At 43.2% G+C, this 25,185-nt stretch carries 23 protein-coding genes and 2 pseudogenes; 4 read left to right on the forward strand and 21 right to left on the reverse strand.

What is annotated here, in order from left to right; all coding sequences use genetic code 11:
* Positions 1–38: 38 nt before the first annotated feature.
* Positions 39–1,952, reverse strand: coding sequence for an acyltransferase family protein (locus ACS8FB_RS03625; RefSeq protein WP_439261046.1), 1,914 nt, complete (start codon positions 1,950–1,952; stop codon positions 39–41).
* Positions 1,953–2,295: 343 nt separating this feature from the next.
* Between ACS8FB_RS03625 and ACS8FB_RS03630 the strand changes: the two genes are divergently transcribed.
* Positions 2,296–2,547: a transposase gene (locus ACS8FB_RS03630; protein WP_439261047.1), complete on the forward strand. Its 252-nt coding sequence runs from the start codon at positions 2,296–2,298 to the stop codon at positions 2,545–2,547.
* Between the two features lie 172 nt (positions 2,548–2,719).
* Here the strand turns inward: ACS8FB_RS03630 and ACS8FB_RS03635 are convergent.
* From ACS8FB_RS03635 to ACS8FB_RS03675, 9 genes and pseudogenes are all read right to left on the reverse strand, one after another.
* A pseudogene (locus tag ACS8FB_RS03635) lies at positions 2,720–2,887 on the reverse strand (cation transporter); the annotation flags it as partial.
* A gap of 111 nt (positions 2,888–2,998) precedes the next feature.
* Positions 2,999–3,145 (reverse strand): annotated as a pseudogene (locus tag ACS8FB_RS03640) (heavy metal-binding domain-containing protein); the annotation flags it as partial.
* A gap of 113 nt (positions 3,146–3,258) precedes the next feature.
* Positions 3,259–3,435, reverse strand: a complete 177-nt coding sequence (locus ACS8FB_RS03645; RefSeq protein ID WP_439261048.1) for a hypothetical protein — start codon at positions 3,433–3,435, stop codon at positions 3,259–3,261.
* Between the two features lie 138 nt (positions 3,436–3,573).
* A complete protein-coding gene (locus ACS8FB_RS03650; RefSeq protein WP_439261049.1) occupies positions 3,574–4,050 on the reverse strand; it encodes a DUF305 domain-containing protein in 477 nt (158 codons plus the stop codon).
* A 95-nt stretch (positions 4,051–4,145) separates the two neighbouring features.
* Positions 4,146–5,204 carry a copper resistance protein B gene (locus tag ACS8FB_RS03655; RefSeq protein WP_439261050.1) on the reverse strand — a complete coding sequence of 353 codons (1,059 nt, stop codon included), beginning with the start codon at positions 5,202–5,204 and terminating at the stop codon, positions 4,146–4,148.
* Positions 5,205–5,229: 25 nt separating this feature from the next.
* On the reverse strand, positions 5,230–6,933 hold the full coding sequence (locus tag ACS8FB_RS03660) for a copper resistance system multicopper oxidase (RefSeq protein ID WP_439261051.1): 1,704 nt from the start codon (positions 6,931–6,933) through the stop codon (positions 5,230–5,232).
* 74 nt (positions 6,934–7,007) lie between these two features.
* Positions 7,008–7,649, reverse strand: coding sequence for a DUF411 domain-containing protein (locus ACS8FB_RS03665; protein ID WP_439261052.1), 642 nt, complete (start codon positions 7,647–7,649; stop codon positions 7,008–7,010).
* A gap of 90 nt (positions 7,650–7,739) precedes the next feature.
* Complete coding sequence (locus tag ACS8FB_RS03670; protein ID WP_439261053.1) at positions 7,740–8,336, reverse strand: c-type cytochrome; 597 nt, start codon at positions 8,334–8,336, stop codon at positions 7,740–7,742.
* A 132-nt stretch (positions 8,337–8,468) separates the two neighbouring features.
* The gene (locus ACS8FB_RS03675) at positions 8,469–8,744 is read right to left on the reverse strand and encodes a hypothetical protein (protein ID WP_439261054.1); all 276 of its coding nucleotides are present in this window, start codon (positions 8,742–8,744) and stop codon (positions 8,469–8,471) included.
* 218 nt (positions 8,745–8,962) lie between these two features.
* Here ACS8FB_RS03675 and ACS8FB_RS03680 point away from each other — a divergent pair, with 218 nt between their 5' ends.
* Together ACS8FB_RS03680 and ACS8FB_RS03685 are read left to right on the forward strand one after the other, a co-directional pair.
* Positions 8,963–9,661, forward strand: a complete 699-nt coding sequence (locus ACS8FB_RS03680) for a heavy metal response regulator transcription factor (protein WP_439261055.1) — start codon at positions 8,963–8,965, stop codon at positions 9,659–9,661.
* Between the two features lie 8 nt (positions 9,662–9,669).
* Entirely contained in the window at positions 9,670–11,157 is a 1,488-nt protein-coding gene (locus ACS8FB_RS03685) for an ATP-binding protein (protein WP_439261056.1), read from the forward strand.
* Positions 11,158–11,198: 41 nt separating this feature from the next.
* Here the strand turns inward: ACS8FB_RS03685 and ACS8FB_RS03690 are convergent, their stop codons facing one another.
* The 10 genes from ACS8FB_RS03690 to ACS8FB_RS03735 form a co-directional block, all read right to left on the reverse strand.
* On the reverse strand, positions 11,199–12,509 hold the full coding sequence (locus tag ACS8FB_RS03690; protein ID WP_439261057.1) for an arsenic transporter: 1,311 nt from the start codon (positions 12,507–12,509) through the stop codon (positions 11,199–11,201).
* A gap of 43 nt (positions 12,510–12,552) precedes the next feature.
* Complete coding sequence (gene arsH, locus ACS8FB_RS03695; RefSeq protein WP_439261058.1) at positions 12,553–13,311, reverse strand: arsenical resistance protein ArsH; 759 nt, start codon at positions 13,309–13,311, stop codon at positions 12,553–12,555.
* A complete protein-coding gene (gene arsC, locus ACS8FB_RS03700; RefSeq protein WP_439261059.1) occupies positions 13,298–13,705 on the reverse strand; it encodes an arsenate reductase (glutaredoxin) in 408 nt (135 codons plus the stop codon). The genes arsH and arsC overlap by 14 nt, the downstream gene beginning before the upstream one ends.
* Positions 13,706–13,924: 219 nt before the next feature.
* A complete protein-coding gene (locus ACS8FB_RS03705; protein ID WP_439261060.1) occupies positions 13,925–14,287 on the reverse strand; it encodes an ArsR/SmtB family transcription factor in 363 nt (120 codons plus the stop codon).
* A gap of 174 nt (positions 14,288–14,461) precedes the next feature.
* Positions 14,462–15,187 carry a DUF3726 domain-containing protein gene (locus ACS8FB_RS03710; protein ID WP_439261061.1) on the reverse strand — a complete coding sequence of 242 codons (726 nt, stop codon included), beginning with the start codon at positions 15,185–15,187 and terminating at the stop codon, positions 14,462–14,464.
* Between the two features lie 3 nt (positions 15,188–15,190).
* Positions 15,191–16,957, reverse strand: coding sequence for a hypothetical protein (locus ACS8FB_RS03715; protein ID WP_439261062.1), 1,767 nt, complete (start codon positions 16,955–16,957; stop codon positions 15,191–15,193).
* A 176-nt stretch (positions 16,958–17,133) separates the two neighbouring features.
* Entirely contained in the window at positions 17,134–18,807 is a 1,674-nt protein-coding gene (locus ACS8FB_RS03720) for a BCCT family transporter (RefSeq protein ID WP_439261063.1), read from the reverse strand.
* A 196-nt stretch (positions 18,808–19,003) separates the two neighbouring features.
* The gene (locus ACS8FB_RS03725) at positions 19,004–19,993 is read right to left on the reverse strand and encodes a membrane dipeptidase (protein WP_439261064.1); all 990 of its coding nucleotides are present in this window, start codon (positions 19,991–19,993) and stop codon (positions 19,004–19,006) included.
* Between the two features lie 188 nt (positions 19,994–20,181).
* A complete protein-coding gene (locus ACS8FB_RS03730) occupies positions 20,182–21,657 on the reverse strand; it encodes an aldehyde dehydrogenase family protein (RefSeq protein ID WP_439261065.1) in 1,476 nt (491 codons plus the stop codon).
* A 109-nt stretch (positions 21,658–21,766) separates the two neighbouring features.
* Complete coding sequence (locus tag ACS8FB_RS03735) at positions 21,767–22,156, reverse strand: RidA family protein (RefSeq protein WP_439261066.1); 390 nt, start codon at positions 22,154–22,156, stop codon at positions 21,767–21,769.
* A gap of 181 nt (positions 22,157–22,337) precedes the next feature.
* On the opposite strand from ACS8FB_RS03735, the gene ACS8FB_RS03740 reads away from it, so the two are divergent.
* Positions 22,338–23,267, forward strand: a complete 930-nt coding sequence (locus ACS8FB_RS03740; RefSeq protein ID WP_439261067.1) for a LysR family transcriptional regulator — start codon at positions 22,338–22,340, stop codon at positions 23,265–23,267.
* 62 nt (positions 23,268–23,329) lie between these two features.
* On the opposite strand, the gene ACS8FB_RS03745 is transcribed toward ACS8FB_RS03740, so the two are convergent.
* A complete protein-coding gene (locus ACS8FB_RS03745) occupies positions 23,330–25,120 on the reverse strand; it encodes a potassium/proton antiporter (RefSeq protein ID WP_439261068.1) in 1,791 nt (596 codons plus the stop codon).
* Between the last annotated feature and the right edge of the window lie 65 nt (positions 25,121–25,185).

Here is a 25,185-nt window from a genome sequence, read left to right on the forward strand (position 1 = left end):
CAATAAGGGGCATACGCCCCCTTTTAGCCCTCAAACAGTTACTTTAACTCAAAGTTATTTATCATAGCTTGGTAATTACTGTGGTTCATAAAGTGTTTTGCAGAATATTTTGAACCTATAACTGAGATATGATCTCCATCAAAAGTGTACGGAACATTAGTTCCATTAACATCGAAAGTGTTATTGTTCTCAAAGAGCATTGTTCTGTCAATATAATAAACATTGTCATGTTTTTGAGATAAATTGTTCAGTCTCATGTTTGCTTTACTTACAAATGTATCATTACCATCGAAAGCATCTATATCAAATGGTTGATCAAAATAAATACTTTTATAAAAACCTTGTAACGGGTTTTTTTTGTAATCATAAGGAGCTGCCATAAGGAATATATTTACATCCAGCTTAGCTGCTTCATCAATCAGTTTTTCCACATCTTTAAACTGTTCAAATTCTAAAGCATTACCCCATGATCCTGCGAATATTAAATTTTCATAATTTTGCATATTTTCTTTCAGGTATTTCCTGTTTAATAAGCATTGCTCATAGGCCTTATTCGTTTTAGAACCTATAAAGTTTTCGGTAAGAGATGGAACACACCAATTGGTAACTATTGATTGAAAGGATGCGTCATTAGCCTTAAATACCTCGTCAAAAAATGGTTCATTATGACCAGCAAAAGAATCACCAAATAGCAATGTTTTGGCATTTTTTTCTTTATTACCTAAATAACAATCAATCCCCTTACTTTGGCTTACCTCAAAACTTGGGTCGTGAGATGAATAAAAACAATAACCGTTATTTCTATAAGGTATTTTTAGGCCATCAATAATATTTTCGTCAGACGCGTTTAACGAAAATCTTTCCTCAACCCCTTTATCTACAAAAACAAAGCTTCCTAGGACGCCAATTGCCAATACCATGTATATAGGCTTGTGCTTTAAATACGTAAATAAGTTGCCAAACTCTCTTCTGAAATTGATTTTTTCAACATATTTGTAGCTCAAAAATCCAAGTAGTATAGAGAGTGCCATACCTAAATAAATATAAGAGCTACTTAGTGAGAAGTAGTATATAGCTACAACAAGTGGCCAATGCCAAAGGTAAATTGAGTAAGACCAAGCTCCTAGTTTTTGGAAGACTATATTACTCGTAATAATACTGTCATTACGCTGTGCTTGGATGATTAGGAACGATCCTAGAACCGGAAATAACGCTAGGTAACCTGGCCAAGGATTTTCTGCTGATATTAAAAAATAAGAGCTGACAACCAAAGCTACGCCTATCCACTCTACAAACTTTTTTCTGCCCTCTTTTAAGGTAAAAGGATAAGAATAAGCAACACCACCAATCAACATCTCCCAGGCTCTGGTAGTCAATAAGAAGTAAGAGGCATTGGGCCATTTGTAAGTAGAAAAAACACAAAATATAAAGCCTAGAACCGTTGCCACTAGTATCATAAGTTTCATAGTCTTTATTGACAGAAACTTGCGCATAGCGACCAGAATCAATGGATAGATAATGTAAAACTGCCATTCTACTGATAATGTCCAAGTATGTAACAGCCATTTTTCAAGAGAAGCTGCATCAAAATATCCAGCTTCCCTCCAGTACATGATATTGGATAAAAAACCTATACTACTGGCAACATGCTTACCTAATACTCTGTAATCAAAGGGCGTAAGGTAAAACCAACCAAAAATCATCAGGACTAAGCAAAGCAATGCTAAAGCAGGAATGATTCTATTGGCGCGAGCAACATAGAATTTTAGAATAGAAAATCTGTCTTGCTCAATCCCTTTAAATATTATTCCAGTCATTAAGAACCCTGAAATTACAAAAAAGACATCAACGCCAGCAAATCCCCCTGGCATCCAAGAAGGGTTGAAATGGAATAGCAGAACAGCGATAACTGCGATTGCCCTAAGGCCATTAATATCTTTTCTAAATTTCATAAGAACACTGTCCAAAAGGTTAATATAAAGTTGTTATAAATATCGCTGTAAATACAATATTGTAGGCTGTACACCAGTCGACTAAGAAGATATTGTCGATGGTATCTTATTTGTATGTGAATGCATAGCTCTACTAGAGCAGTTAATGTCAGTTATGTGCAATAGACATCATTTTATTAAGAAGGTTTAAGGCCAAATTACAAACCTAAGAAACATATACGAGAGATCAGCATAAAAGTTGCTGATGAAAGGTTATAAAAATTCTATGCTCGTATAACTATCTCCTAAACTAATACACCTTAGCCATAGAGTTTTTTATAAAACATCCATAAAACGTTTTAACATGAGCAAACGTATCACTGAAACGCAAATTGTATCCATTTTAAAAGAAGCTGATGTGGGGTTTTCTGCCAAAGATCTATGCCGTAAATACGATATCACTAGTTTAACCTTCTACAAATGGAAGTCTAAATATGGTGGTATAGAAGCATCTGATGTGAAGCGTCTAAAAGAGCTTAAAGAGAACCGCAGATTCAAACAGATATATGCTGATTTAAGTTTAAAATCTCAGATACAAGAAGAGTTTATAAATTAAAAGATTATAAATTTGACAGTTCAATTATCGTTATAGTCTATAAAAAAGAGCCACCACTGCATGCAGTGTTAGCCCTTTCAAACGGTGTTTCTTATTAGATTATCTTAGGTATTTTTAAACCATATTATGTTCGATCTTGATACCCAGTGCTATTTCGATAAATCCAAACCCCTCAACCTGAGCGCGTTACGTTACCAATCACCGAGACTGACGATAAGCTCATCGCTACCGCTGCTATCATAGGACTTAGCAGCAGACCAAACACCGGATAGAGCACGCCAGCAGCAATCGGTACGTCAAGCGTATTATAGATAAAGGCGAAGAATAAGTTCTGTCTGATGACGGATTTTACTTCCCTGCTGTCCGCGCCTTCTCCATGACTATATGCATGTTTATGGTTGTGGTCGTGATTATTATTGTTTGAGTTAGCAAATTCATTCTCAGGTTGCAGAAACATACCGCATATTGGACAATCGCTCTTTTCAACATCTCTAACTTCTGGATGCATTGGACAGATAAAGATTGTGCCATTATAGCCAGTAGGTACTTTATCGTACTGTCTGCCTTCTATAGACTTTGTATCGTCAACATGCTTCATAAAATCACTCCTTGAAGACAACGAGTAGAGATTTTGAACCAATTATATCAAGTGCTGATAGCCGTGGTTTCTACTCTGCTTTACATGCCTAACCATTCAATTGAGCCTCAGACTTAGTCTGGTTTACGCAGATATTTAATCAGTGCCAAAATAGCCAATATCAGTACAGCAAAAACCAGTACCGTAAACAATAGGGAGACTATGGATCTTCCCCACCCCACACCATGCATTGATCCATTCATCATGCTATACATAACAGCATCAGTCATACCATGCATCATAATTACCATTAAAATAACTCCTTACTTTTTATTCCCTTAATAGTAGTAATGATATAGTACTGGCGTGTGATCGTATACCTTTCAATTAGCTAGTTACTCGAAAATATCGAATACGTAATACTCAAAGTTGATAATGCTCTATTCTAGTTATTTCAATTCATCAATTAATTGCTGCATCTCATCGATTTCACGCTTTTGTGCTTCGATAATGTCATCGGCAAGCTTACGTACGCGCGGATCTTCGATATCAGCACGGGTACTGGTCAAAATAGCAATCGAGTGATGCGGTATCATCGCTTGCATCCAATCGACCTGATCAACCGTTTGCTGTGATCTAACGCCCCATAAACAAAAGGCAAATAGTACGACGCTAATCCCATAAATCATAAGATTCACCTTAGTCTTTTTATACATATTGGTCATAAAGGCGAGCATAATAATAGCCATCATAGCGCCCATATATAACGCCATATAAGCTCTAGTTTCGCTAAAATAAACGTGATCCCATTGATAAGTATTAAAATACATCATGATAAACATCACTACTGTCGATGTTAAAATCATGATTGTGAACTTCACATAGGGGTTCATTTGCTTCTGTTTATTATCCATATGATTATTCATATTCTTGTCCTTAATTTAGTAAAAAAGGCACCTAAATGAAGAGGTGCCCGTTTTTAGCGCTAGTGTTATAACTGTTTTTGCTTACATGGTTAACACTAGAACCAAAACTTTACACCGGCTGTCACACTACTAGAATCAACGGCTTCGTCTTCTTGACGCCGCAAATCTCGTGCGTTACTCAAAGCAGTCTCGTAGCTGATACCTACATAAGGTGCAAGCTGTCGACTCAATGTCTCATAAGTCAGCCTAACTTCGGTTTCTAGTTCGTTAAATCCCTTACTAATATTGTTATCTGTGTCATCTTTACTAAATGCCGTCAGCTCTACTTCTGGAATGACTACCCAATGCTGATCTAAGCGCCACTCATACTCCGCACCTAGATCCAGACGGACTTGCCCATCGGTATATAAATACGCTCTAGCGTCAGTTTCGATGAAGTATGGCGCAGTGCCTACAATACCAGTCATCACAGCAGGCTTGTCATTTTCGGTATCATAAGCGACACCGGCTTCCCCATTCCAAAAAATACTAAGTGGCTTCCAGTAAGATAGCGAGGTTAAGCTATCAATTTCTTTATCATCTTTAGTTTGGATACTACCTTCGCTACGTAGCGTTACGCGGTTACTGTCTGTACCGTACCAACCTTCAAACTCATAATTGATTTGATCATCGTCAAACTGATAACCCAAATCGTCTACTGACACGCCCCATAATGGCAAGGTGCCCATCATTAAAGGCTTACCATGCTCTCCATAAGGAACGCCATTTGAATAATCTGGACTACGAGCATCGGCTGGTGGTTCGCCGCCTTGCATCCCAGACATATCCATACTGCCATGATCCATGCCCGACATATCCATGCTGCTGTGGTCCATACCTGACATATCCATACCACTGTGGTCCATATCTGACATATCACCTGACATGTCCATGCCGCTGTGGTCCATGTCTGACATACCACCTGACATGTCCATGCCACTATGGTCCATATCCGACATATCACCTGACATATCCATGCTGCTGTGATCCATACCAGACATATCCATACTGCCATGATCCATGTGCGACATCTCAGCAGCATTTGCTAAAGGTGACATTAATAACATCAAAGATAACATGCCAATAAACGGTAGACCTACTTTATATACTTTCATAATAAGGCTCATATTCGAAGGTTTATTAAACAACGGCAACTTCTCTAAACATCCCAGCTTCCATGTGATAAAGCAGATGACAATGCCAAGCCCAGCGTCCAACTTCACCCGTAACATCAAAACTAATCTTTTGGGCAGGTTGTACCGTGATCGTATGTTTACGAACCTGAAAGCCACCATCAGGCGCACGCAGATCACTCCACATACCATGCAAATGCATCGGATGATTCATCATAGTGTCATTGACTAAGGTGATACGCACGCGCTCATTAGGTTTGATGTTGACCGGCGCGGCATCCCGAAACATAACCCCATCTAATGCCCAGATGTAACGCTCCATATTACCCGTTAGGTGAATCTCAAGCTCTCTAGTCGGTTTTTGCTGCTCAGCTAAAATATGCTCATCAACAGAGCGCAGTTGACTGTAGTTTAAAACCTGCCGATCAATATTACGTAGATTAATACCCGGATCATCAAGATTCATACGCGGACTATCGACGCGCATATCCGTCTTAAAGTCGTACTCTGTATTGGCATGACGAGCGTCATAACCCTTGTCTCCCATCGCACCCATCATATCAGCCATGGTCAACCATTCAACTTTATCCATAGCAGGTATTGGTGCACGCGCGTCCTTTTTAGTAGCAAGCGTCGTCGCTACATAACCTGTCCGATCGATATTTTGGGCAAATATCGTATGGGCATCTTTAGTTGGCGTAACGATGACATCATAAGTCTCGGCCACTCCAATACGGAAATCATCGATATCGACAGGACTCACATCAATTCCATCTGTCGCGACTACCGTCATTTTTAGACCAGGGATGCGTACATCAAATATCGTCTGCGCTGAGCCATTAATAAAGCGTAGCTTGACTGGCTGACCTGCTTTGACAAGTTGCGTCCAGTTAGCCGCAGTCGTTTTACCATTCATCAAATAAGTAAAAGTCGTTTCACCAGACAGATCCGTAAAATCTGTTGGCATCATGCGCATCTGATTCCACATTTTACGCTTATCAAAAGCAGCTTCTAAATCCGTTGCGGCAATATCAGACAATAGCTTCTTGAAATCTGGCAAATGATAATTATCAAAGTCTGCGCGCTGTTTTAATAGTTTCAGCAAATTGTGTGGGTCACGGTGCGTCCAATCACTGAGTAAAATGACATGATCTTCTTGGGTAGGATGACGCTCGCGTCCTTTTGGTTCGATGACAATGGCCCCGCGCATACCGGTTTGTTCTTGAAATCCAGTATGCGAGTGATACCAATAAGTGCCCGCTTGTTTCAGCGTAAATTTATACGTAAAGGTACTATTGGCTGGGATACCATCAAAGCTGATACCTGGCACACCGTCCATCTCAAACGGTACGAGCAGACCATGCCAATGAATAGAGGTCGATTCATTCATCTGGTTATGGACGCGGATCACTACTGTATCGCCTTCGCGCATTTTTAGCGTTGGCGCTGGTAATGAATCATTTATGAGAGTCGCCATGCTCGACTTGCCGTTAACAATAATGGGCTTTTTGCTGACATAAAGATCAAACTCTTTGCCTGTCAGTATGGGTACTTTATGATCAGGTTTATCACTGTTAATGACGACGTTTTTTTGATTTGCACCCAACGCACTATTGGCAATGGTTGGTAGCGTCGATAGCATAGACGCGCCAAGTAGCGTCGATGACCCTGTCAAAAAACGCCTGCGGTTAAGCATGCTGTTATTATTCATAATAATGACCTAACTTAATCCATAAAATGGGAATTGAGTTTGTACTAAACGATCTACTTCAAACATCAATCAAACTACAATTGCTGCTGCGGCGACTCAATATCAGCATAGACGCTGGTTGTACCGTCTTTATTGATTTGCATGATTTGATATGGCATAAACTGATTTTGATACTCCATACCAGGGCTACCGACTGGCATGCCCGGTACGGCAAGACCGATAGCATCGCTAGGTGGGTTCTCTAAGAACTGCGCCATGTGCTTAGCAGGGACATGGCCTTCAAAGACATAGCCGTCGGTGGTGACTGCGGTATGGCAAGACTGCATTTGCGGCGGTACGCCATAACGCTCTTTAAATATCGATAAGTCTGCAACGTCTTGCGCGGTAGCGTTTAAGCCATTATCTTCTGCATGGCCTATCCATTCTTTACAACAACCACAATTAGCATCTTTATAGACCGTAGCCGAGACATTTTTAAGAAGCTCTGATTGGTTTATCAAAGGAGCCGTCACCGCTGACAGCTCAGCTTGGGGCTGTGCTATCTGAGCTGATTGTGTCGCAACTGTTGGCTCAGGTTGTACAGGCTGAGAATCAGCAGCGCTCGTATTTGATTGGCTACAAGCCGCTAATAATAATGAAGATGTCGCCATCACTAAAAGAGCACGACCAGATAATTGGTTGTGTTCGCTAGAAAACATATTGGTATAGCGCTTCATAAAGCCACTCCTAAGCGTCTGTTTGTATTTTTGACATTAAAAACTAGGTATTAAAAGCTATAAGACTAAAAACCATGATCTTGAAAACAACTAATGCTGCATTTCAAATCCGTCGTCTGACATATCCATCATGTCGCTATTGAACGACATATCCAGCATATCGTCGTCCAACCTAGTCGTTAGCATGGTGTACTGGCTTTTATCTAATTTAGGTAGCGATCTGATAAAAGCGACCATGGCCCACATTCTATCGTCATCATGCGTTGCACCCCATGCTGGCATTCCAGACGCCATGATGCCATGTTTAATCGCCCAAAACCCTTGTCTAGCACCAGCCTGCGTTTGATAACGCGCAACAACATCAATATTGGTAAAATTAGGTGGCTTTGGATATAAGCCTTGACTAAGGTCAGTCTGTTCTACGCCAGGAGACAAATGACAGCCTGCACACATGTCTTTATAATCTGCACCGCCACTGCTAATCATGTCCACCTGTTCTAAATCTGGAACGATGATATCTTTACTCGCATTTTCTATAGAACGATTACGAGCTGTTTCCAAGAAATTGTAGACCATTGGACTATGCTCTTGATCGGCGCCAATATTTATAACACCACCAGTAATGACAGCAAAAACACCAGTAATTGCGACAACAAGGGTAAAAATTATCCCCAATAAGAATTTCATGTACTTATCCTAAAAATCTATTTTTGTTAATACACCACTATTATTTAGTAAGGCTATTTACTTAATAAAACTGCTTATTCAGTAAAGCTGCCTAATAGTGATGTATGTTTCATAGGACTATATTTAAAATTCTTAAGATTTACTGTCATTACTTCCGTTGTCACTACTGACGCAGTGTTTTTGATAAATCTGTTTCATTTTGCCCATATTGGCCATCATTGCTTTCATAGCAGGGTCGTTCATATCCATCTTACTATGATCCATCTTTTGCATCATTTGCATATGTTTTTCCATCTTTTTACAGTTCATTTGATCCTTTTCGGCATGGAATTTGGGATCATGAGCCATAGCAGACGTTGAAACGACTAGAGCAACAGCAGTGATGATGATTGATTTGGTTGAGTACATGGTAAATCCTTATTTTTTGGTGAAAAGCCATGTTACTGGCTTAGATTATGTCTTATTTATTCTGACTGCTAGATGACAATAAGATGACAATTTTGTCATCTTCGTCGCTTTAGATTTTCATGCCGAGTATACTCCTTTAGTATGAAGACCACAGTAAGGCTAAAAGTAATAGCGAGAACGAGCCGCATTAAATTGATCCGCCTAATGGAGGCCAGCCTATGAAAGTATTGCTAGTAGAAGATGAGATAAAGCTTGGTGAGTACATAAAAAAAGGGCTCAGCGAAGCCGGCTTTATCGTTGACCATCAGACCACAGGACTCAACGGCTATCATGCTCTTATGACCGAAGACTTTAATGTCATCATCATGGACGTGATGTTGCCTGATATTAGTGGCTTTGAGCTGGTATGCAATTATCGAGCCGCTGGCAAGCATACGCCTGTCTTATTTTTAACGGCAAAAGATGAGTTAAGCGATAGGGTCAAAGGTATTGAAATCGGCGGAGATGACTATCTAACCAAGCCTTTTGCCTTTGCAGAATTAATAGTCAGAATAAAAAGCCTACTAAGACGCGCCAATCAAGCAGATTATAAAAGTACGATTATGCAAATAGCAGATCTAAAAATGGACATTGCCAAGCGCACTGTACATAGAGGCGATACCCCTATTAAGCTGACTGCTAAAGAGTTTGCTTTATTACAGTTTATGCTTGAGCGTCGCGGTGAGGTACTGCCGCGCTCCGTCATTGCCTCGCAAGTATGGGACATGAATTTTGATAGCGATACCAATGTCATCGATGTGGCGATAAGACGTCTGCGACTCAAAATCGATGATGAATGTGCTACAAAGCTGATTCATACCGTGCGCGGCATGGGTTATAAATTGGACGTTTTAGATACACATGATACAGACGATTGAATAAATCGATGTTAAATAAAACACCACCTAATGATACTCAAGCGAAATCTGATAATCGGCGCTGGCCTTTATTATGGCGCACGATATTTTTACTAACCTTCTTCGTGATTCTCTCACAAGTAGTGATTTATATCTGGGTGCAACGTTCTGTCAAAGGTCACTTTGAGGAGATGGACGCGGAGATTATCACCCATGCTGCTTTTGATTTGCGTCAGCGTCTAACTGATTTTAATGATCAAACGGCTACCTCTAACTTATCTACCCTCACAGTTCCAGCAGACAACGACCATTTGCACCCCTCTTGGCGCGATTATGATTTAAAAAAAGTCATTGCTGATAAAGAGGGGCAGCTTTTGACCAGCATACCCAGCCGCTTTGCCGATGAGTTGCCAGCCAGCTTTAATATATTATCATTATGGAAAGAGCATCAGGAGCAGCAGTTCGTCGTTGAGATAAACGATAGAAATTATCGAGCCATCATTATCAAAGACCACCATACCTTGGCATTTATCGCCCTACCCATCGATATTCATCACCAATATTTATTACAGTTCAACCGTCAGCTTAGTATGATCTTAATGGCCATTACCCTATTGTTAGTCTCCGTGGCAGCATTAAGTGTTTACTGGGGCTTTGCGCCTCTATCTACTATTATGCAAAAGATGAAAGGCATCAACCCTGAACGGCTGGATGAAAGAATTAACGCTCATGACATGCCATTGGAGCTGCGTCCGCTTGCTGAATCCTATAACTTAATGATGGGCAAGCTTGAGAGCAATTTTGCCTCCCTGCTACGCTTCTCTGACAATATTGCCCATGAGCTGCGCACCCCACTTGCGACCCTTAGCACCCAAACACAGGTAATGCTCAGTAAACCTAGAGATAGCGCTGAGTATATCGAGCAGCTGCATCACCAGCATGAAACTTTAGAGCAGTTATCGAGTCTGATTAATAATATGCTCCTGCTCGCTAAGACTCAAAAGGGGCTGAGTGACTCGCAGCTTAGTACTGTCGATACTGACAGGCTGATTGGCAAACTTGTCGATTATTTTGAGCTGATCGCCGATGAGCGCGGTATCACTTTTGACAAATTAGGAGACTTTGGCAGTGTGTTAGGTGATGAAGGGTTGCTGCAAAGGCTGTTTGCCAATCTACTATCAAATGCTATCTATTATGCGGCTAACGATAGCGTCATTACTATTGCCGCGCATAAAATGGCCATGATTGACAAAGACAACTTATCAAAAAATGTTACATCTTGCACAAAAAAACAGTCATTAAAAATAACTATTACCAATCGTTTGGACGAGCCACTGGCACAAAGCGATGCGGATAAGTTATTTGAGCGGTTTCATCGTCACGATCAAACCAAGGCTATGCACGCAGGATCAGGTCTGGGATTATCCATTGTGCAAGCTATCGTCAACGCCCATAACGGCAAAGTCAGCATTACTATCAAAGATGATTATTACTTCCAAGTTGAGGTGATTTTGTAGCGAGCACTGTATCGGTTTTAAAGCGAATCAACTATAGCTTCTTAATAACTCGGTAGCATCGGCAACCAAAACACCAAGGCCAACAGCGTGGCTAATAATACTGGCGGCGTAATGAGCAGCCCGATTTTCATATACTGCCCCCAGCTTATTTTATAGTCTTTCTCTGCCAATACATGCAGCCATAACAAGGTCGCAAGGCTACCAATGGGCGTAAACTTCGGCCCCAAATCATTGCCAATCACATTAGCATATATCATCAGCTCGCGAGTCGCTGCGGGTACTTGCGCGCTATCAATAGCCAGTGCACCAACTAAGGTAGATGGCATATTATTCATTATAGAAGCCACGATAGCCGAAAGGAATCCAGTCCCCAACGTTGCGATAACGACACCCTGCTGCCCTAACCAATTTAAAACTTTTGCGCCATAAGCCGTCAGTCCTGCGTTACCCAAGCCATACACCACCAAATACATACCGATTGAAAACAATACGATTTGCCAAGGCGCGTTACGTACGACATTAGACACCGAAACAACGGCATCTCGTCCGCCTTGCCACCAACGGCCTGCAATAGCCATTAATACCAATGCCGCCGCACCAGTTACGAGGGAGATAGGAATACCTAGTGACTCGGTGGTAAAATAAGCAACCAATAACAAGGCAAGCAGCGGAAAAGCGGCTTTAAAAACCAACGGATCTTCAATAGCGGATGCAGGCGCGCTAAGATTGGCAATGGAATAGTGTTTTGGGATTTGGCGGGCATAGACCACCCACAGCACTGCTAATGTCGCGATGACAGAGACAATATTTACCGGCACCATGACCGCCGCATAACGTCCAAAGCCAATATCAAAATAATTGGCGCTGACGATATTAACCAGATTAGAAGTCACTAACGGCAGGCTCGCGGTATCAGCGATAAAGCCTGTGGCGATGATAAAAGCCAATGCCGACGGCGGCGAAAACTTAAGCCGGAGCAAGATCGCGATGACGATCGGTGTCAGGAGTAGTGCAGCGCCATCATTGGCAAAAAACGCGGAGATAAACGCGCCCAATATGACAATCATGGGAAACAATAAGCGTCCTTGCCCATTGCCCAGTCTGGCTACATGTAGCGCTGCCCAACCAAAAAACCCCGCTCTATCTAAGATAAGCGAGATGATGATAAGCGCCACAAAGGTAAAGGTCGCATCCCAAACGATATCCCAGACGATACCGACATCGGATAAATGCACCACACCAAAAGCTAAGGCGACCAATGCTCCGCCCATCGCGCTCCAACCAATCCCCAATCCTTTAGGCTGCCATATCACCAAAATCAAAGTCACGATAAAGATAGTTAATGCGAGCATGGAGCAACCTTATTTACAGCGTGTTGATTATAACTAGGAGATATTACAGCGACTTTTGATTGACACGTTTCGACACTGCTTCAGCGCTTTCCACCCGTTCTGAATAGCGATCAGTCAGATAGGCTGAACGTCCACGAGTGAGCCACGTAAACTTCACCAGCTCCTCACAGACATCAACGAGGCGCAGATATAAAGGCGACTTGTCCATGCGGTTATCGTCGTTAAACTCTAAAAAGGCTTTTGGAATAGACGATTGATTGGGGATAGTAATCATGCGCATCCAACGCCCCAGAATGCGCAGCTGATTGACCGTGTTAAAACTTTGGCTGCCACCGCTCACCTGCATCACCGCTAAGGTCTTGCCTTGGGTTGGACGTACGCCGCCCAGTGATAACGGAATCCAGTCTATTTGTGCTTTCATAATACTGGTAATGCTGCCATGACGCTCTGGACTGACCCACAGCATACCTTCTGACCACTGCGCCAGTTCGCGCAGTTCTTGCACCTTTGGATGATCACTATCAGCATCATCTGGGAGCGGCAGACCTGATGGATTAAACATTCGTACCTCGCAGCCGTACCAACGCAACAGCCGACTAGACTCTTCGGCCGCTAGCCGCGAAAACGAGCGCTCACGTAAAGACCCGTATAGGACAAGTATCTTAGGCGGATGACGTGGGTCATTTGGCGCAATCAACGACTCAATATCAATCGGTTGTAATTGACTGGCATCAATATTGGGCAAGTCATCTAGATTAAATGAGTCATCTGCGTGAGGTTGGTCTCTATTAGTTTTTGTCATGATAAATTGTCTCGCCGTCCTCTTTGTTAAAACTGCTTACTGGATTTTCTAACAATTCAAACACTCGCTCTGACGGTCTGCACAACGCTGCGCCCTTATCCGTGACTACGATAGGACGGTTGATTAAGATAGGATGGGCCATCATGGCATCGATAATCTGGTCATCAGACAACTCAGGATTGTCTAAGCCCAGCTCTTTATTAAGGGCTTCTTTACTGCGTAGCAGCTCTCTTGGTGAGATATTCATTTTTGCCAATAGCTCAACCAAGTAGTCACGGGTTGGCGGGTTTTTTAGATACTCCACCACTTCTGGTTGCTCGCCTGATGCCTTTATGATGGCAAGCGTATTGCGAGAGGTACCGCAGTTTGGATTATGAAAAATTAATGGTTTCATAGCAATTTTACCTATTGTTTGAATCTATAGAGAATTCAGCATAAAAACGATACAGTGGAACTGGGATGAATTTTACGCAGCATCGAGCAGCGCAGGCACAGCACGCAAGAAAAATTTATACCAGTTCCACGTTGAAATATAATGTATTTGTTTTATTTGAAATCGACTAGAGTTATTAAGAATATGTCTATTGAATTAGCTATCGACTTAGCGTTTGCCCTAAAAACTGTCTTGATTATTAGGTTTGACAATCTCACATCCACCCAAACTATCCATCAGCGAGGCACACAGCTCTGGATGTCCTGCACAGCAGTCTTGCAACAAAAACTGCACGACCGCCTCCATATGCGACAGCGACGCACGATAGATAATTTGCCGACTTTGTCTTTTTGATACCACCCATCCTGCTCGTGCCAGCACGGATAAATGCGCCGACATGGTGTTATGCGGCACAGATAGCTGACGGGCTATTTCACCCGCAGGTAAACCCTTAGGCTCTTGACTGACCAATAGTTTAAAGGCTTTGAGACGAGTATCTTGAGAGAGCGCCGCGAAGCTTGCGATAGCAGTTGTTATTTCCATATGTCCAATAATACAGACATGTGGAAATAATTCAATAAACAATAAATAAAAAATGTTTATAAGTAGCATTTTAAATGCTTTTGATAATCCAATTTTTAACAACGTACAACCCACAGCAAAAAACCCGCTAAAAAATATAGCAGGTTTTGACGTCGATAAATGGACCAGTCAGATTTATACTCCGCCCGCCCCTTTACTTGACATCTCGCTATTCTCAACCAATATGGCAGCCGCTGTTTTTTTGAGTATTGCCCACTGTTCATCATCGACATAGATGCCCTCTTTCCATGAGCGCTGATGGGTGGCGTACAGCTCATCCGTCGATATCTTATGATCGAAGTGCTGGATATCGTCTTCGATATCAAAATTTGAGGTGGCCAGCTCAATGATCATATCGTCAGTATTATAGTTGGCTTGCGCCTTATTAAAGAAGTAAATATCAGGATAGACAAAGCCTTGATTTAGGGTAAATAAAGTATGCTTAGGCGCTGAGCCGTTATCCCATTTGGCCAGACAAGCGATACCGTTATCAGCGAGCTTGACCAACTCACTATACGCCAACCAGCGATTATGACAGTTCATTAAATAAATCTGAAAATGATCCAAATCACCCATCTTTTCTAGGGCGTAGTCCATGATGGCAGGCAAATGACAAATCAAACTGCTGTCATGCAAATCAAAGCGAATGGCGCCCGTTTCTTGATGGACGATATCAATAGGCGTATCTTGCTCAGTTAAGATAAAGGGCGTGGCATTATTAAAATGACGCACACCATCCAATCCTGCCATCTCAAGCTCAGCCACCATAGAGGCGATGACATCAGCCTCGCCGACTTCTCGGTGCATCCCCGTAAAGGCTTTATACACCATTGTCACGATTTCATTGTGCGATACAATCATGTCTTAAACCTCCTTGGTAATGGTTGAGTCTTGAGTGGGCAGTGTTTGGGTAGACGAATTTTCTGTAAATGAATCTTTTGTAGACAAGTTAGGTAATAAAGGAAACAGCCATTCATCACTATGTACTTCGTTAAATAAAGGCGCACCTTGGAACAAAGTGATTCGTACCCAGCGATCAGACCTAGGATCGAACTTGGTCGCGCCAAACATCGATAGCTTACAACGTAGTAGATGCATAGGCGGTGTATGCTTATGCAAAACATTCATCTGAATGTCACCCATTTTTTTGTGGCCCATGGTCCATACGCGGCGAGCGATAGAACGGTATTTAGGCTTGCTTAGCATAAACTCGGATATCAGCTGCTGTGGATCGGCCTGTTGTAAAGCCACATACAAGTTCTTTGCTTGCCGCCCGATATCTAATGATAGCTCTCGATCATCACCGGGCTCTTGCCCGCGTACGCCCATGCGTGGCTCTTCTTTATCCACCGAGCGATACCAAAACCAATAGCGATTATCAGGCTCATCAAAATCAATCGTAATCGCCCATTGATAACGTGACTCTAATACATCAAGCAAATCTTGAATCACTTTGCCTTTTGGTAGTGACAAGGCTTCATCCGCGTTGACCTTTTCTTGAAACGCATCGACACGCTCAGGATATAGCTCCATTAAGCAAGAGATGATGACTTCTTGGCTCTCAAAACTTAAGTGGTCGTGAGCTTGCAAGAACTCCGCCCATGTTTTATGACCTTCAATCATGTTCATAAGCTTACTTTGTAATACACTCAACTCTATAACGACGGTCGCGTTCAATTGATCTTGCTGCTCATTGATGGTAACGATTTCGGTAAAATGCTGAATCGCGCGCGCAAGCAAGCTAGAAAAATACGCCACCTTTTCTGACTCAATATCACAGACCAAGGTCGCTTGCACCGCTTCTTCACGCGTGGTGAGCCACTGATCGACGATACAAGGGTGATTGATTAGATACGGTGCCATACCCAGACCCGTCGCGTTACCGATTCCTAGATAACGCTTAATCTCTGGATGGAGCGCGACGGCTTTATTACCGCCTTTTTTCTTGGCTAAAAAATCAACCCAATCAAGGCTAAATTCACGTAGCAAATAAACTGCACACATCTGCGCGCGAAACGACTGATTAAAATCTTCGCTATGATCTAATGGCTTAAAATCATAAATACCAAATTTGCCATTGCCATAGACTGCCGTGGTACGCAGGATATAGCCGACTTGCGCAAGTACCTCAAGGTCCGGCTGCTGACCACCAGCTAAGGCGCTCACGATATGATCAAACACTCGCACGCTTTTGTTAGCGCGTGCCAGCACCATCACCATGTTGGAATTGCGACCTGCCTCTTGTAGCGGTACATTGGCTTTGAGATTATCGAGCAGCTCCTGACCAATCTCCCCAAATACGAGGCCAAAGGTGACATCCCACTTTTGAGCGATCACTCGATCATTACGCTCGTCATCGGCCAGCTCATTACAAAACACCACCAGATGATAAGTATGCTCAGGGGTTTGCAAACGGTAGATGACTTGTCCATAACCCTTGTCATCCAAATCCCACAGATGCGTACTCAGTGTCCATTTTTCTCTATCAATTTTACGCAGTAATGTACGTACAAAGCTGATACGCGTCTGGTGCATCGCGCCCAGTCGCTCAGCATTCATGACCACATCGGGGCTGCGTAAAGACAGTGTCGCTACGTCAATGCTCTCATTGTTTGCGTGAACCAAATTCATAATGCCACTACCTTACATAATATGTCAGACCAGTTGACTGGCTGACCGTTTTAACGAAGTGCTTTTAATCAAAGCCATTTAAAAACCAACCATTTTAATCAAACCACTGTAAATAAATTACTATCATAATCAACATGTTATACACAATAGATCTATTATGATAGTTGTTCAACAATTTACTTTTCTTCAATAGTTTTTTGTTTAGCGAGCTTTTCCTCCGCCTTGCGATGATTAACCACAACCCTGTTAGGACGATACAAATCTTGATCGCGTGCCATTTGCTGGGCGATTTTTGGTCCGTTCCATAGAGACGGTAGCAAAACAAAAGACACAGGAACCGCAGTAATGACAATAAAGGACTGCAAGGCGCTCACACCGCCTGAACCAAGCGAAATCAATACAATAGCAGTAACCCCCATCATGATACCCCAGAAGGTACGAATCATAGCGTTTGGCTCACGCTCGCCACTGATGACGACACTAATGGTATAGGTCATCGAATCCCCTGTCGTCACGATAAAGATCGTGGTCAAGATTAAAAACAGAATTGAGGTAATCAAAGGAAACGGTAATTGCTGCGTGACCGCTAATAGCGCACCTGGCAAATTAAAGCCTTCAAAGGCGGCGCTCACACTACCAGGATTGGCAATCTCAAACGCCAGCCCCGAACCACCAACGATAGTGAACCAAAAGCAGGTGACGAGCGGTGCAATGATACATACTGTGGTAATCAACTCTCGAATGGTACGACCACGTGAAATACGAGCAATAAAGATAGCCATCATCGGGCCATAGCCCAAAAACCAGCCCCAAAAGAATACCGTCCACCAGCTAAGCCAACCTTCATCACCGCGGTATGTGGCCATCGGAATAAAGTTGTCAATCAAGCTGCCGACACCTTGGATATAGCCATTAACGATAAAGTTGGTCGGGCCAAAGATCAAAATAAACACCATCAGTGCAAAAGCCAGCGTAACGTTAAAACGGCTTAAGAGCTGCATACCGCGCGTCAGTCCACTAATTGCTGAGATGGTATAAAGCGCAATAGCGAATACGATAATAATTAGCTGAGTGGTAAAGGTATCAGGGATACCAAATAACTCATTGAGCGCATAGCTGGTCTGCAAACCCAAAAATCCAATAGGACCGATGGTGCCCGCCGCCACCGCGACGATACAACAAGCATCGATAATGGCGCCAGCTTGACCCGTCAGTACACGCTCACCAAACACAGGATAAAGTAAGGTACGCGGCTTAAGTGGTAAGCCTTTGTCATAATGCAGATGCATCACTACAATAGCGGTCAAGCTGCCAACAATCGACCACGCCAAAAAGCCCCAGTGCATAAAAGACTGTGACAAAGCATTGAATGCACGTTGTTGTAAGTCTGGTGACTCACCATATAAAGGCGGCGCCGTCACATAATGCGCAATAGGTTCAGCGGCCGCCCAAAATACTCCGCCACCAGCAAGTAACGTACAAAAAAGAATGGCCATCCACTTAAAGCTGTCCATCTCCGGCACGGGTAAATTGCCCAAAATAACTCGTCCTGTGCGGCCAGCACCAACAGCCAAAGCAATGACGAAGGTCGCTAATAACAGTATTTGCCAAAAGGGACCAAAAATGTTGACCGACCAAGCAAAACTGACATTGACGATTTCTGCTAGTTGCTCCTCAGCAAAGATAGCCATCAAAACAAAGAGAGTAATAAAACCGCCACTGTACCAAAACGCTGGGTTTTTGAGACCTAAAGTATCGGACGGCCCCTCTACATGGGTTAAGGTGCCTGTTGTTTTGTCGACGTCTGAGCGTCCTTGCTCATCGCTACTAAATCCCTTTAAATCGGCCATGATGTGGCTCCATATGCTAACGTTACATTGTTTAAATCGGAGGTATAGTCAATCCACTATAAAAATGAAAGGAGTTTAACGCTATAAAACGTCGTTTGTCTTATAGCGCTTTAGAGTGATAACTTGTAAAGTTCAGATTTAAACAATGAACCTTTAAAAAATGAACCTTTAAAAATCAGCTTTAGAGTATCAATATTTAAGCCAAAGGCTTTAAACCTTGCTCTAAAAAATCAAACCAGTTTTGGCCGATGATCTTTCCAGCATCAGCCTCATTAAAGCCGTGTTTTAGCAGACCGTTATAGATATTTTCCATACCGTCCTTGCCAGCGAACCAAGGCAGGGTATCCGGCCAACCTGAATTATTGGCATTGCCTTCACCATAATCCATTGCCTTTGACCAACGTCCATTGCGCATCCACTCAAGCACTGCTTGCGGCTGGTTGAGACATAAATCACTACCTATCGCTAAATGCTCGACACCGTATTTATCAGCACAATTAGCAATCATGGTACAAAAATCATCAAGCGAACAATCACTACCATTCGGCAAATGGAATGGATATAAACTAAAGCCTAATAGCCCGCCCGCTTTGGTCAAGGCGCTAATAATCGTGTCTGATTTATTACGCAAGGCATCATGAGCGGTGGTTGGGTTAGCATGACTGATACATATCGGACGCGAGGAGACTTCTATCGCCTCAAGCGTAGATTGCTCGGCACTGTGCGACATATCGACGATCATACCGACGCGATTCATCTCTTTAACAGCTTGCTGACCAAAGCGGGTGACGCCGCTGTCTTTTGATTCATAACAGCCAGTTGCTAGCAAGCTTTGGTTGTTATAAGTCAGCTGCATAATCAAGAGACCCATACGGCGCATGACGCTAATTAGGCCAATCTCATCGTCGATTGGTGAGCAGTTTTGCGCGCCAAAAAAGATACCGACTTTGCCTTGTTCTTTTGCCGTTTTAATATCAGCGACCGAATACACAGGCAAGATCAAATCACTGTTTTGCTCAAAACGTTCGTGCCACTCAGCAAAGCGGGTCATGGTCTGACGCGCGTCTTCATGATAGACCAAGGTTGCGTGCACCGCATTGATACCACTATCTTTTAGCATCTTGAAGTAGTCACGATCCCAATGGCTATACTGTAATCCGTCGATGACGATATGATCTTGGTACATCTTGTTATCCTTCTTATGACTCGTTTTTCGACTGAACTCTGTCGTAGGGTAGGTTAGCGGTAGCGTAACCCGCCGATATGTGACAATTTATATTTAAAGTGGCGGATTACGTTTTGTCGGCACTCTTTGCAAGAGTTTGAAAAACTAACCCACCCTACGCAAAACACGCCTCTACCTTTTATCAAAGGCTAATATGCTTTTTGATAAGCGGTCTTGACGATGGTATAAAACTCTTTGGCATATTGACCTTGCTCACGCGGGCCAAAGCTCGATTCTTTACGGCCACCAAACGGCACATGGTAATCGGTACCAGCAGTCGCTAGATTTACCATGACGCAGCCCGCTTGTACTTGCTCTTTAAACATCGCGCTATTACGCAGACTTTGGGTGATGATACCGCCAGTCAAACCAAAGCGCGTATCATTGGTCATGGCAATCGCTTCTTCTAAATTCTTGACGCGCAAGACACAGGCCAGCGGAGCAAATACTTCTTCTTGGTTAATATCCCAGCTGTTGTCAGTCTCAGTAAACAAGGTCGGCGACATATAGTAGCCGTCATGTGGCATCTCTAACCGCTCACCACCAAAGGCTAAATTGGCACCGGCTTGCTTGGCTTTTTCGATCCAATCCATGTTTGATGCCAACTGCTTGTCATCGACCACAGGTCCCATAAAGATACCGTCGTCAAGCGCATGACCAACCTTTAGCGTTTTCATTTTGGCGACCACACCGTCGACGAAGGCATCATGGATACTGTCCATGACGATAAGACGTGAAGAGGCGGTACATTTTTGTCCTGAGCCCCCAAATGCACCAGCAACCGCTGTATCGATGGCCGTTTGTAAGTCAGCATCATCAGCGATGACCAAGGCATTTTTACTGCCCATCTCAAGCTGGCAGCGGATGAAGTTCGGCGCCGTAGCAGCAGCGACCTTGCGACCTGTGGGCACAGAGCCTGTAAAGCTGACCGCATCAATGTCTTTAGAATTGATGAGCGCATCACCTACGCTAGAGCCGCCACCTAATAGCAAGTTAAACGTACCTTCAGGCAAACCTTGACGATGAATGATGTCAGCCATTGCCACCGCACTGGCAGGAGTTAAATTGGCAGGCTTCCAAATAACGCTGTTACCAAATGCTAAAGCTGGCGCGATTTTCCATACTGCAGTGGCGGTTGGGAAGTTCCAAGGCGAGATAATTGCGACCACACCCACCGCTTCACGCGTGACTTCCACTTTGACACCGGGGCGTACTGAGTCAGCAAGATCGCCCATTTGACGTAACACTTCGGCGGCATAATAATGAAAAAATTGCCCAGCACGATAAATCTCACCGCGACCTTCAGCAAACGGCTTACCTTCTTCACGTGACAACAAAGTACCTAGCTCATCACAACGGGCAATCATCTCATCACCAATCGCTTGTAAGATAGACTGCTTCTTTTCAAGTGGCGTCGCTTCCCATTTTGGCTGCGCCTGACGCGCAGCAGCAATAGCATCTTTGACTTGATCCTGACTGGCTTGCGCGAACTCACCAATGGTTTCGCTGGTATCAGATGGGTTAATATTGGCAATGCTATTAGCGCCCGCTTGCCATTCACCATTGATATAGATGGATTTGGCTGGATCTTGTTGCAATACTTTTTGGGTAGTTTGAGCTGACATAAGAACATCCTTAGTAAAACGATTAAAATCAAAAGCTTGGAAAATTTATTTGAATAATTAAAATACTGAAAACGTACAATTATTATTCATTGGAGAATCTATGAGAAACTTAAGGCACAGCGGCATAAACGACCAGCTCTACGAGCATCTCCTCACGAGCCAGTCCTGCTATCACTAGAGCCGCTCTGTTTGGATATGGTGCTTCGAAGTATTCAGCATACACTTGATTGACAGTTTTGAGATACTCGCGATCCGTCACATAGATCAGCACCTGCAATACCGAATCCATGCTGACACCCGCACATTCTAGCGTGTGCTTAAGGTTGTCTAGCGTTTGCCGAGTTTGTGCTTCAATGCCACCTGCGACCACTTCACCATTTTCATCGATAGGAATCTGTGCGGTATACAGCGTTCCATTGTTAGTAATTGCCCACTCTAACGGAGATTTGGAAGCGTAAAGTGAGGTCTTAACGGGCTGTTTAGTGGTTTGAGTCGTCATGCGGTGTTCTTCCTTAGATAAATGGCGGCATCATCTGTTTAATTGATAGCCTGTATTGCGATGTTGCATCCATGCTACCCTTTTAATAATGACAAATCTAACTAATTAAATATTAAAATTGATAGATTTAATCTATCATAGTAGATATATTATTGATAAACAGATTTCGGCGGCAGAAAATATGAAAATACAGCAATTACGGCATTTTTTATTTGTGGTAAAAGAAGGCGGTTTTCGTGCTGCGGCTGAGCGCGCCAATCGATCACAAGCAGCGCTGTCAGCCTCCATCAAAGAGCTGGAGAAGACGCTCGGTCAGCGTTTATTTGAAAGTGGTAACAAAGCCACACTCACCCCTTTTGGTGAAACCTGCTTACCGAAGATTGAGCAATTCCTGACCACTTATAAAGCACTAGAAGATGATCTCAAAGCATCTGCTTCTGGTGACAAAGGTAAAATAAGAATTGCCAGCGTGCCATCGCTCGTCACCAAGCTGTTGCCAAGCGTGTTGGTCGAATACGCCAAAAAGCACCCTGATATTGAGATTGTATTGATAGATGATAATTCTGTTGGAGTGGCCAATCGATTATTGGCAGGAGAAGTAGATTTAGCATTGGGTAACTGTATTAGTATAGATCAGGCGGATATAGATTTTACACCGCTCATTTCAGACCCAATAGGCGTCGTTTGCTTAAACAGTAACTCGTTAAATCAGTTGAAAAATCAGTCAGAAAAGCAACAAAATAGATCACGAAAAAAAGGGCTTAAATGGCAACAATTAGTCGCGCAGCCCTTTATCTATAATGGTACTTGTCGGCTACTTGAAAACACGCCTGCTGAGGTGCTTAACCGCAATGCGCGCTACACGGTCGAAAACATTACCTCCTTGTTTTCACTACTGCGCAATGACCTTGGTATCACGACTTTGCCCAAGCTCGCCTTCCCTTCTAACGAGCCTGAACTGGTATGGCTTGATTTGCTGGAACCAGCTCTGGACAGACAGATCGGCATCTTTAAATTAGCGAATAAAACCATCTCACCGCCAGCGCAAGCCTTTTATGAGCTGTGTATTGCCTACGTTCAGAAGCATTACCCTTTGTCAGACATGGCCTGATTTTGCATGGCCTGATTTTGCATAGCTTGGTTTTTTAACAGTATCAAAGCTTGTTTATTGTCTTAGACCATCGTTGGCAATTCTTGGTGTTTTAAGCCAATGGTTCTAAGCGCTCCCTTGTCATCGACCTCTTTAATAACTAACGACCATTCGTCATTTATCGTGACCGTATCACCCGACACTGGAGCCGTGTCCAAGCTTTCTTTAACGTACTCAGCCACGGTCTGCTGCCACATGTTTATTGATGGGTCGTCAGCTTTAGACTTGAGCTTATGTGTGAGGGTTTCGGATGCCATGACACCAGTAAAAAACGGTAAATCCCCAAGCTTTACACTGGGTGATAACAACCAATCTCCGTAGAAGTCATCAATGGCTTTACGATCTAACGTCGTATCATTAAAGATCTTGGCAATCTTACTGGCATGATTGCCCCTCATGGCGTACCAGACGCTATCACCAAATTTCAGCTTAGTATTTTCATCGACAATGACTATTTGTTGTCCACGCACTAGCGCAAAAATACTAATCTCATCAGGACTGACTCGGTTGGAGATGCCTTTAGGATGACGACCGATGGCAAACGCCCCTGATTGAACTTCAAACTCGTATAAAGTGATACTTGCCTTGTCTGACACCCAAACTTCGTGCTCCTCTTTTGGGTCTTTATTAGTCGGAATACGCACCTTAAATAAATTTGCCATAATAGGAATGGTCGTTCCTTGTAAAATCAACGATAAGACCACCACCCCAAACGCAATATCGAACAACATAAAAGCGCCATCTATTCCCGCCATGACTGGCAAAATGGCAAGGGTAATAGGGACAGCACCGCGCAAACCGACCCAAGAGATAAAACCAATCTCCCTATCTTTAAACTTAAAAGGCTTAACACTGGTATAGACGGCGATAGGTCGGGCAACCAAAATCATAAAGGCGGCGATTGCCACTGAATAATGCCAAACATTGATGACGTTTGATGGTGTGACTAATAGTCCTAAAACGACGAAGAGCACCGCTTGCGACAACCATGCAAAGCTATCCATCACTCGCATTACATGCTCAGTTGAGCGCACTTTATGGTTGCCAATTAGCACACCAGTGAGGTAGACAGCCAAAAAGCCACTACCGCCGATTAAATTGGTAGCTGCAAAGACTGACAAGCCAGCAGAAAGTATCAAAATTGCATACATACCCTCTGCTAAATGAACCTTGGGTAATAGCCTAGAGAGTAGATAACCAAAGAGTAAACCCATTCCCAAGCCAAAGCTCAATTGCTGTAATAGCAATCCTAGAAATCCAAATACGGTCTGCCCAGCAGGATCTACATTTAGAGCGATTAAGCCCGTAACCAACAAGATAGCCAAAGGATCGTTGGCACCAGACTCTAATTCGAGCGTGGCTTGAACACGATCGTTGAGCTTGACCCCGCCATTTCGTAATAGAGAGAACACCGCTGCCGCATCGGTTGAACCAACGATTGCTGCCATCAGCAAACCAAAGCGCCAATCCACATCAAGCAGCCAAGTGACAAAGACCCCTAGCACCATAACGGTAGCCAGTACGCCCCAAGTCGCTAGAGTGACCGCAGGCTTTAGACCGACTCGAAATGATTTAAACGAGGTACGCAATCCACCGTCTAACAAGATACAAGCTAAGGCCGCCTGCCCGACGAAGTTGGCAATATTATATTGTGAAAACTCAATTCCTAAGATACCCTGCTCGCCCGCCAACATGCCTACTGCTAAAAACAGCAGTAACAACGGAACGCCCAAGCGTGCTGATAGTGTACTTGCCATGATACTGGCAAAAATTAACAATGCCCCCACTAGGTATAGGATATTTAAGGTATCCATCTTTTTAAGCCCTATTTTTAATAATTATTATGATGGTATTGGTTATAAAGATTGAGCTGGTTATA

The organism is Psychrobacter sp. 1U1 (assembly GCF_051847535.1).
In the GTDB taxonomy this organism is placed as follows: domain Bacteria; phylum Pseudomonadota; class Gammaproteobacteria; order Pseudomonadales; family Moraxellaceae; genus Psychrobacter; species Psychrobacter saeujeotis.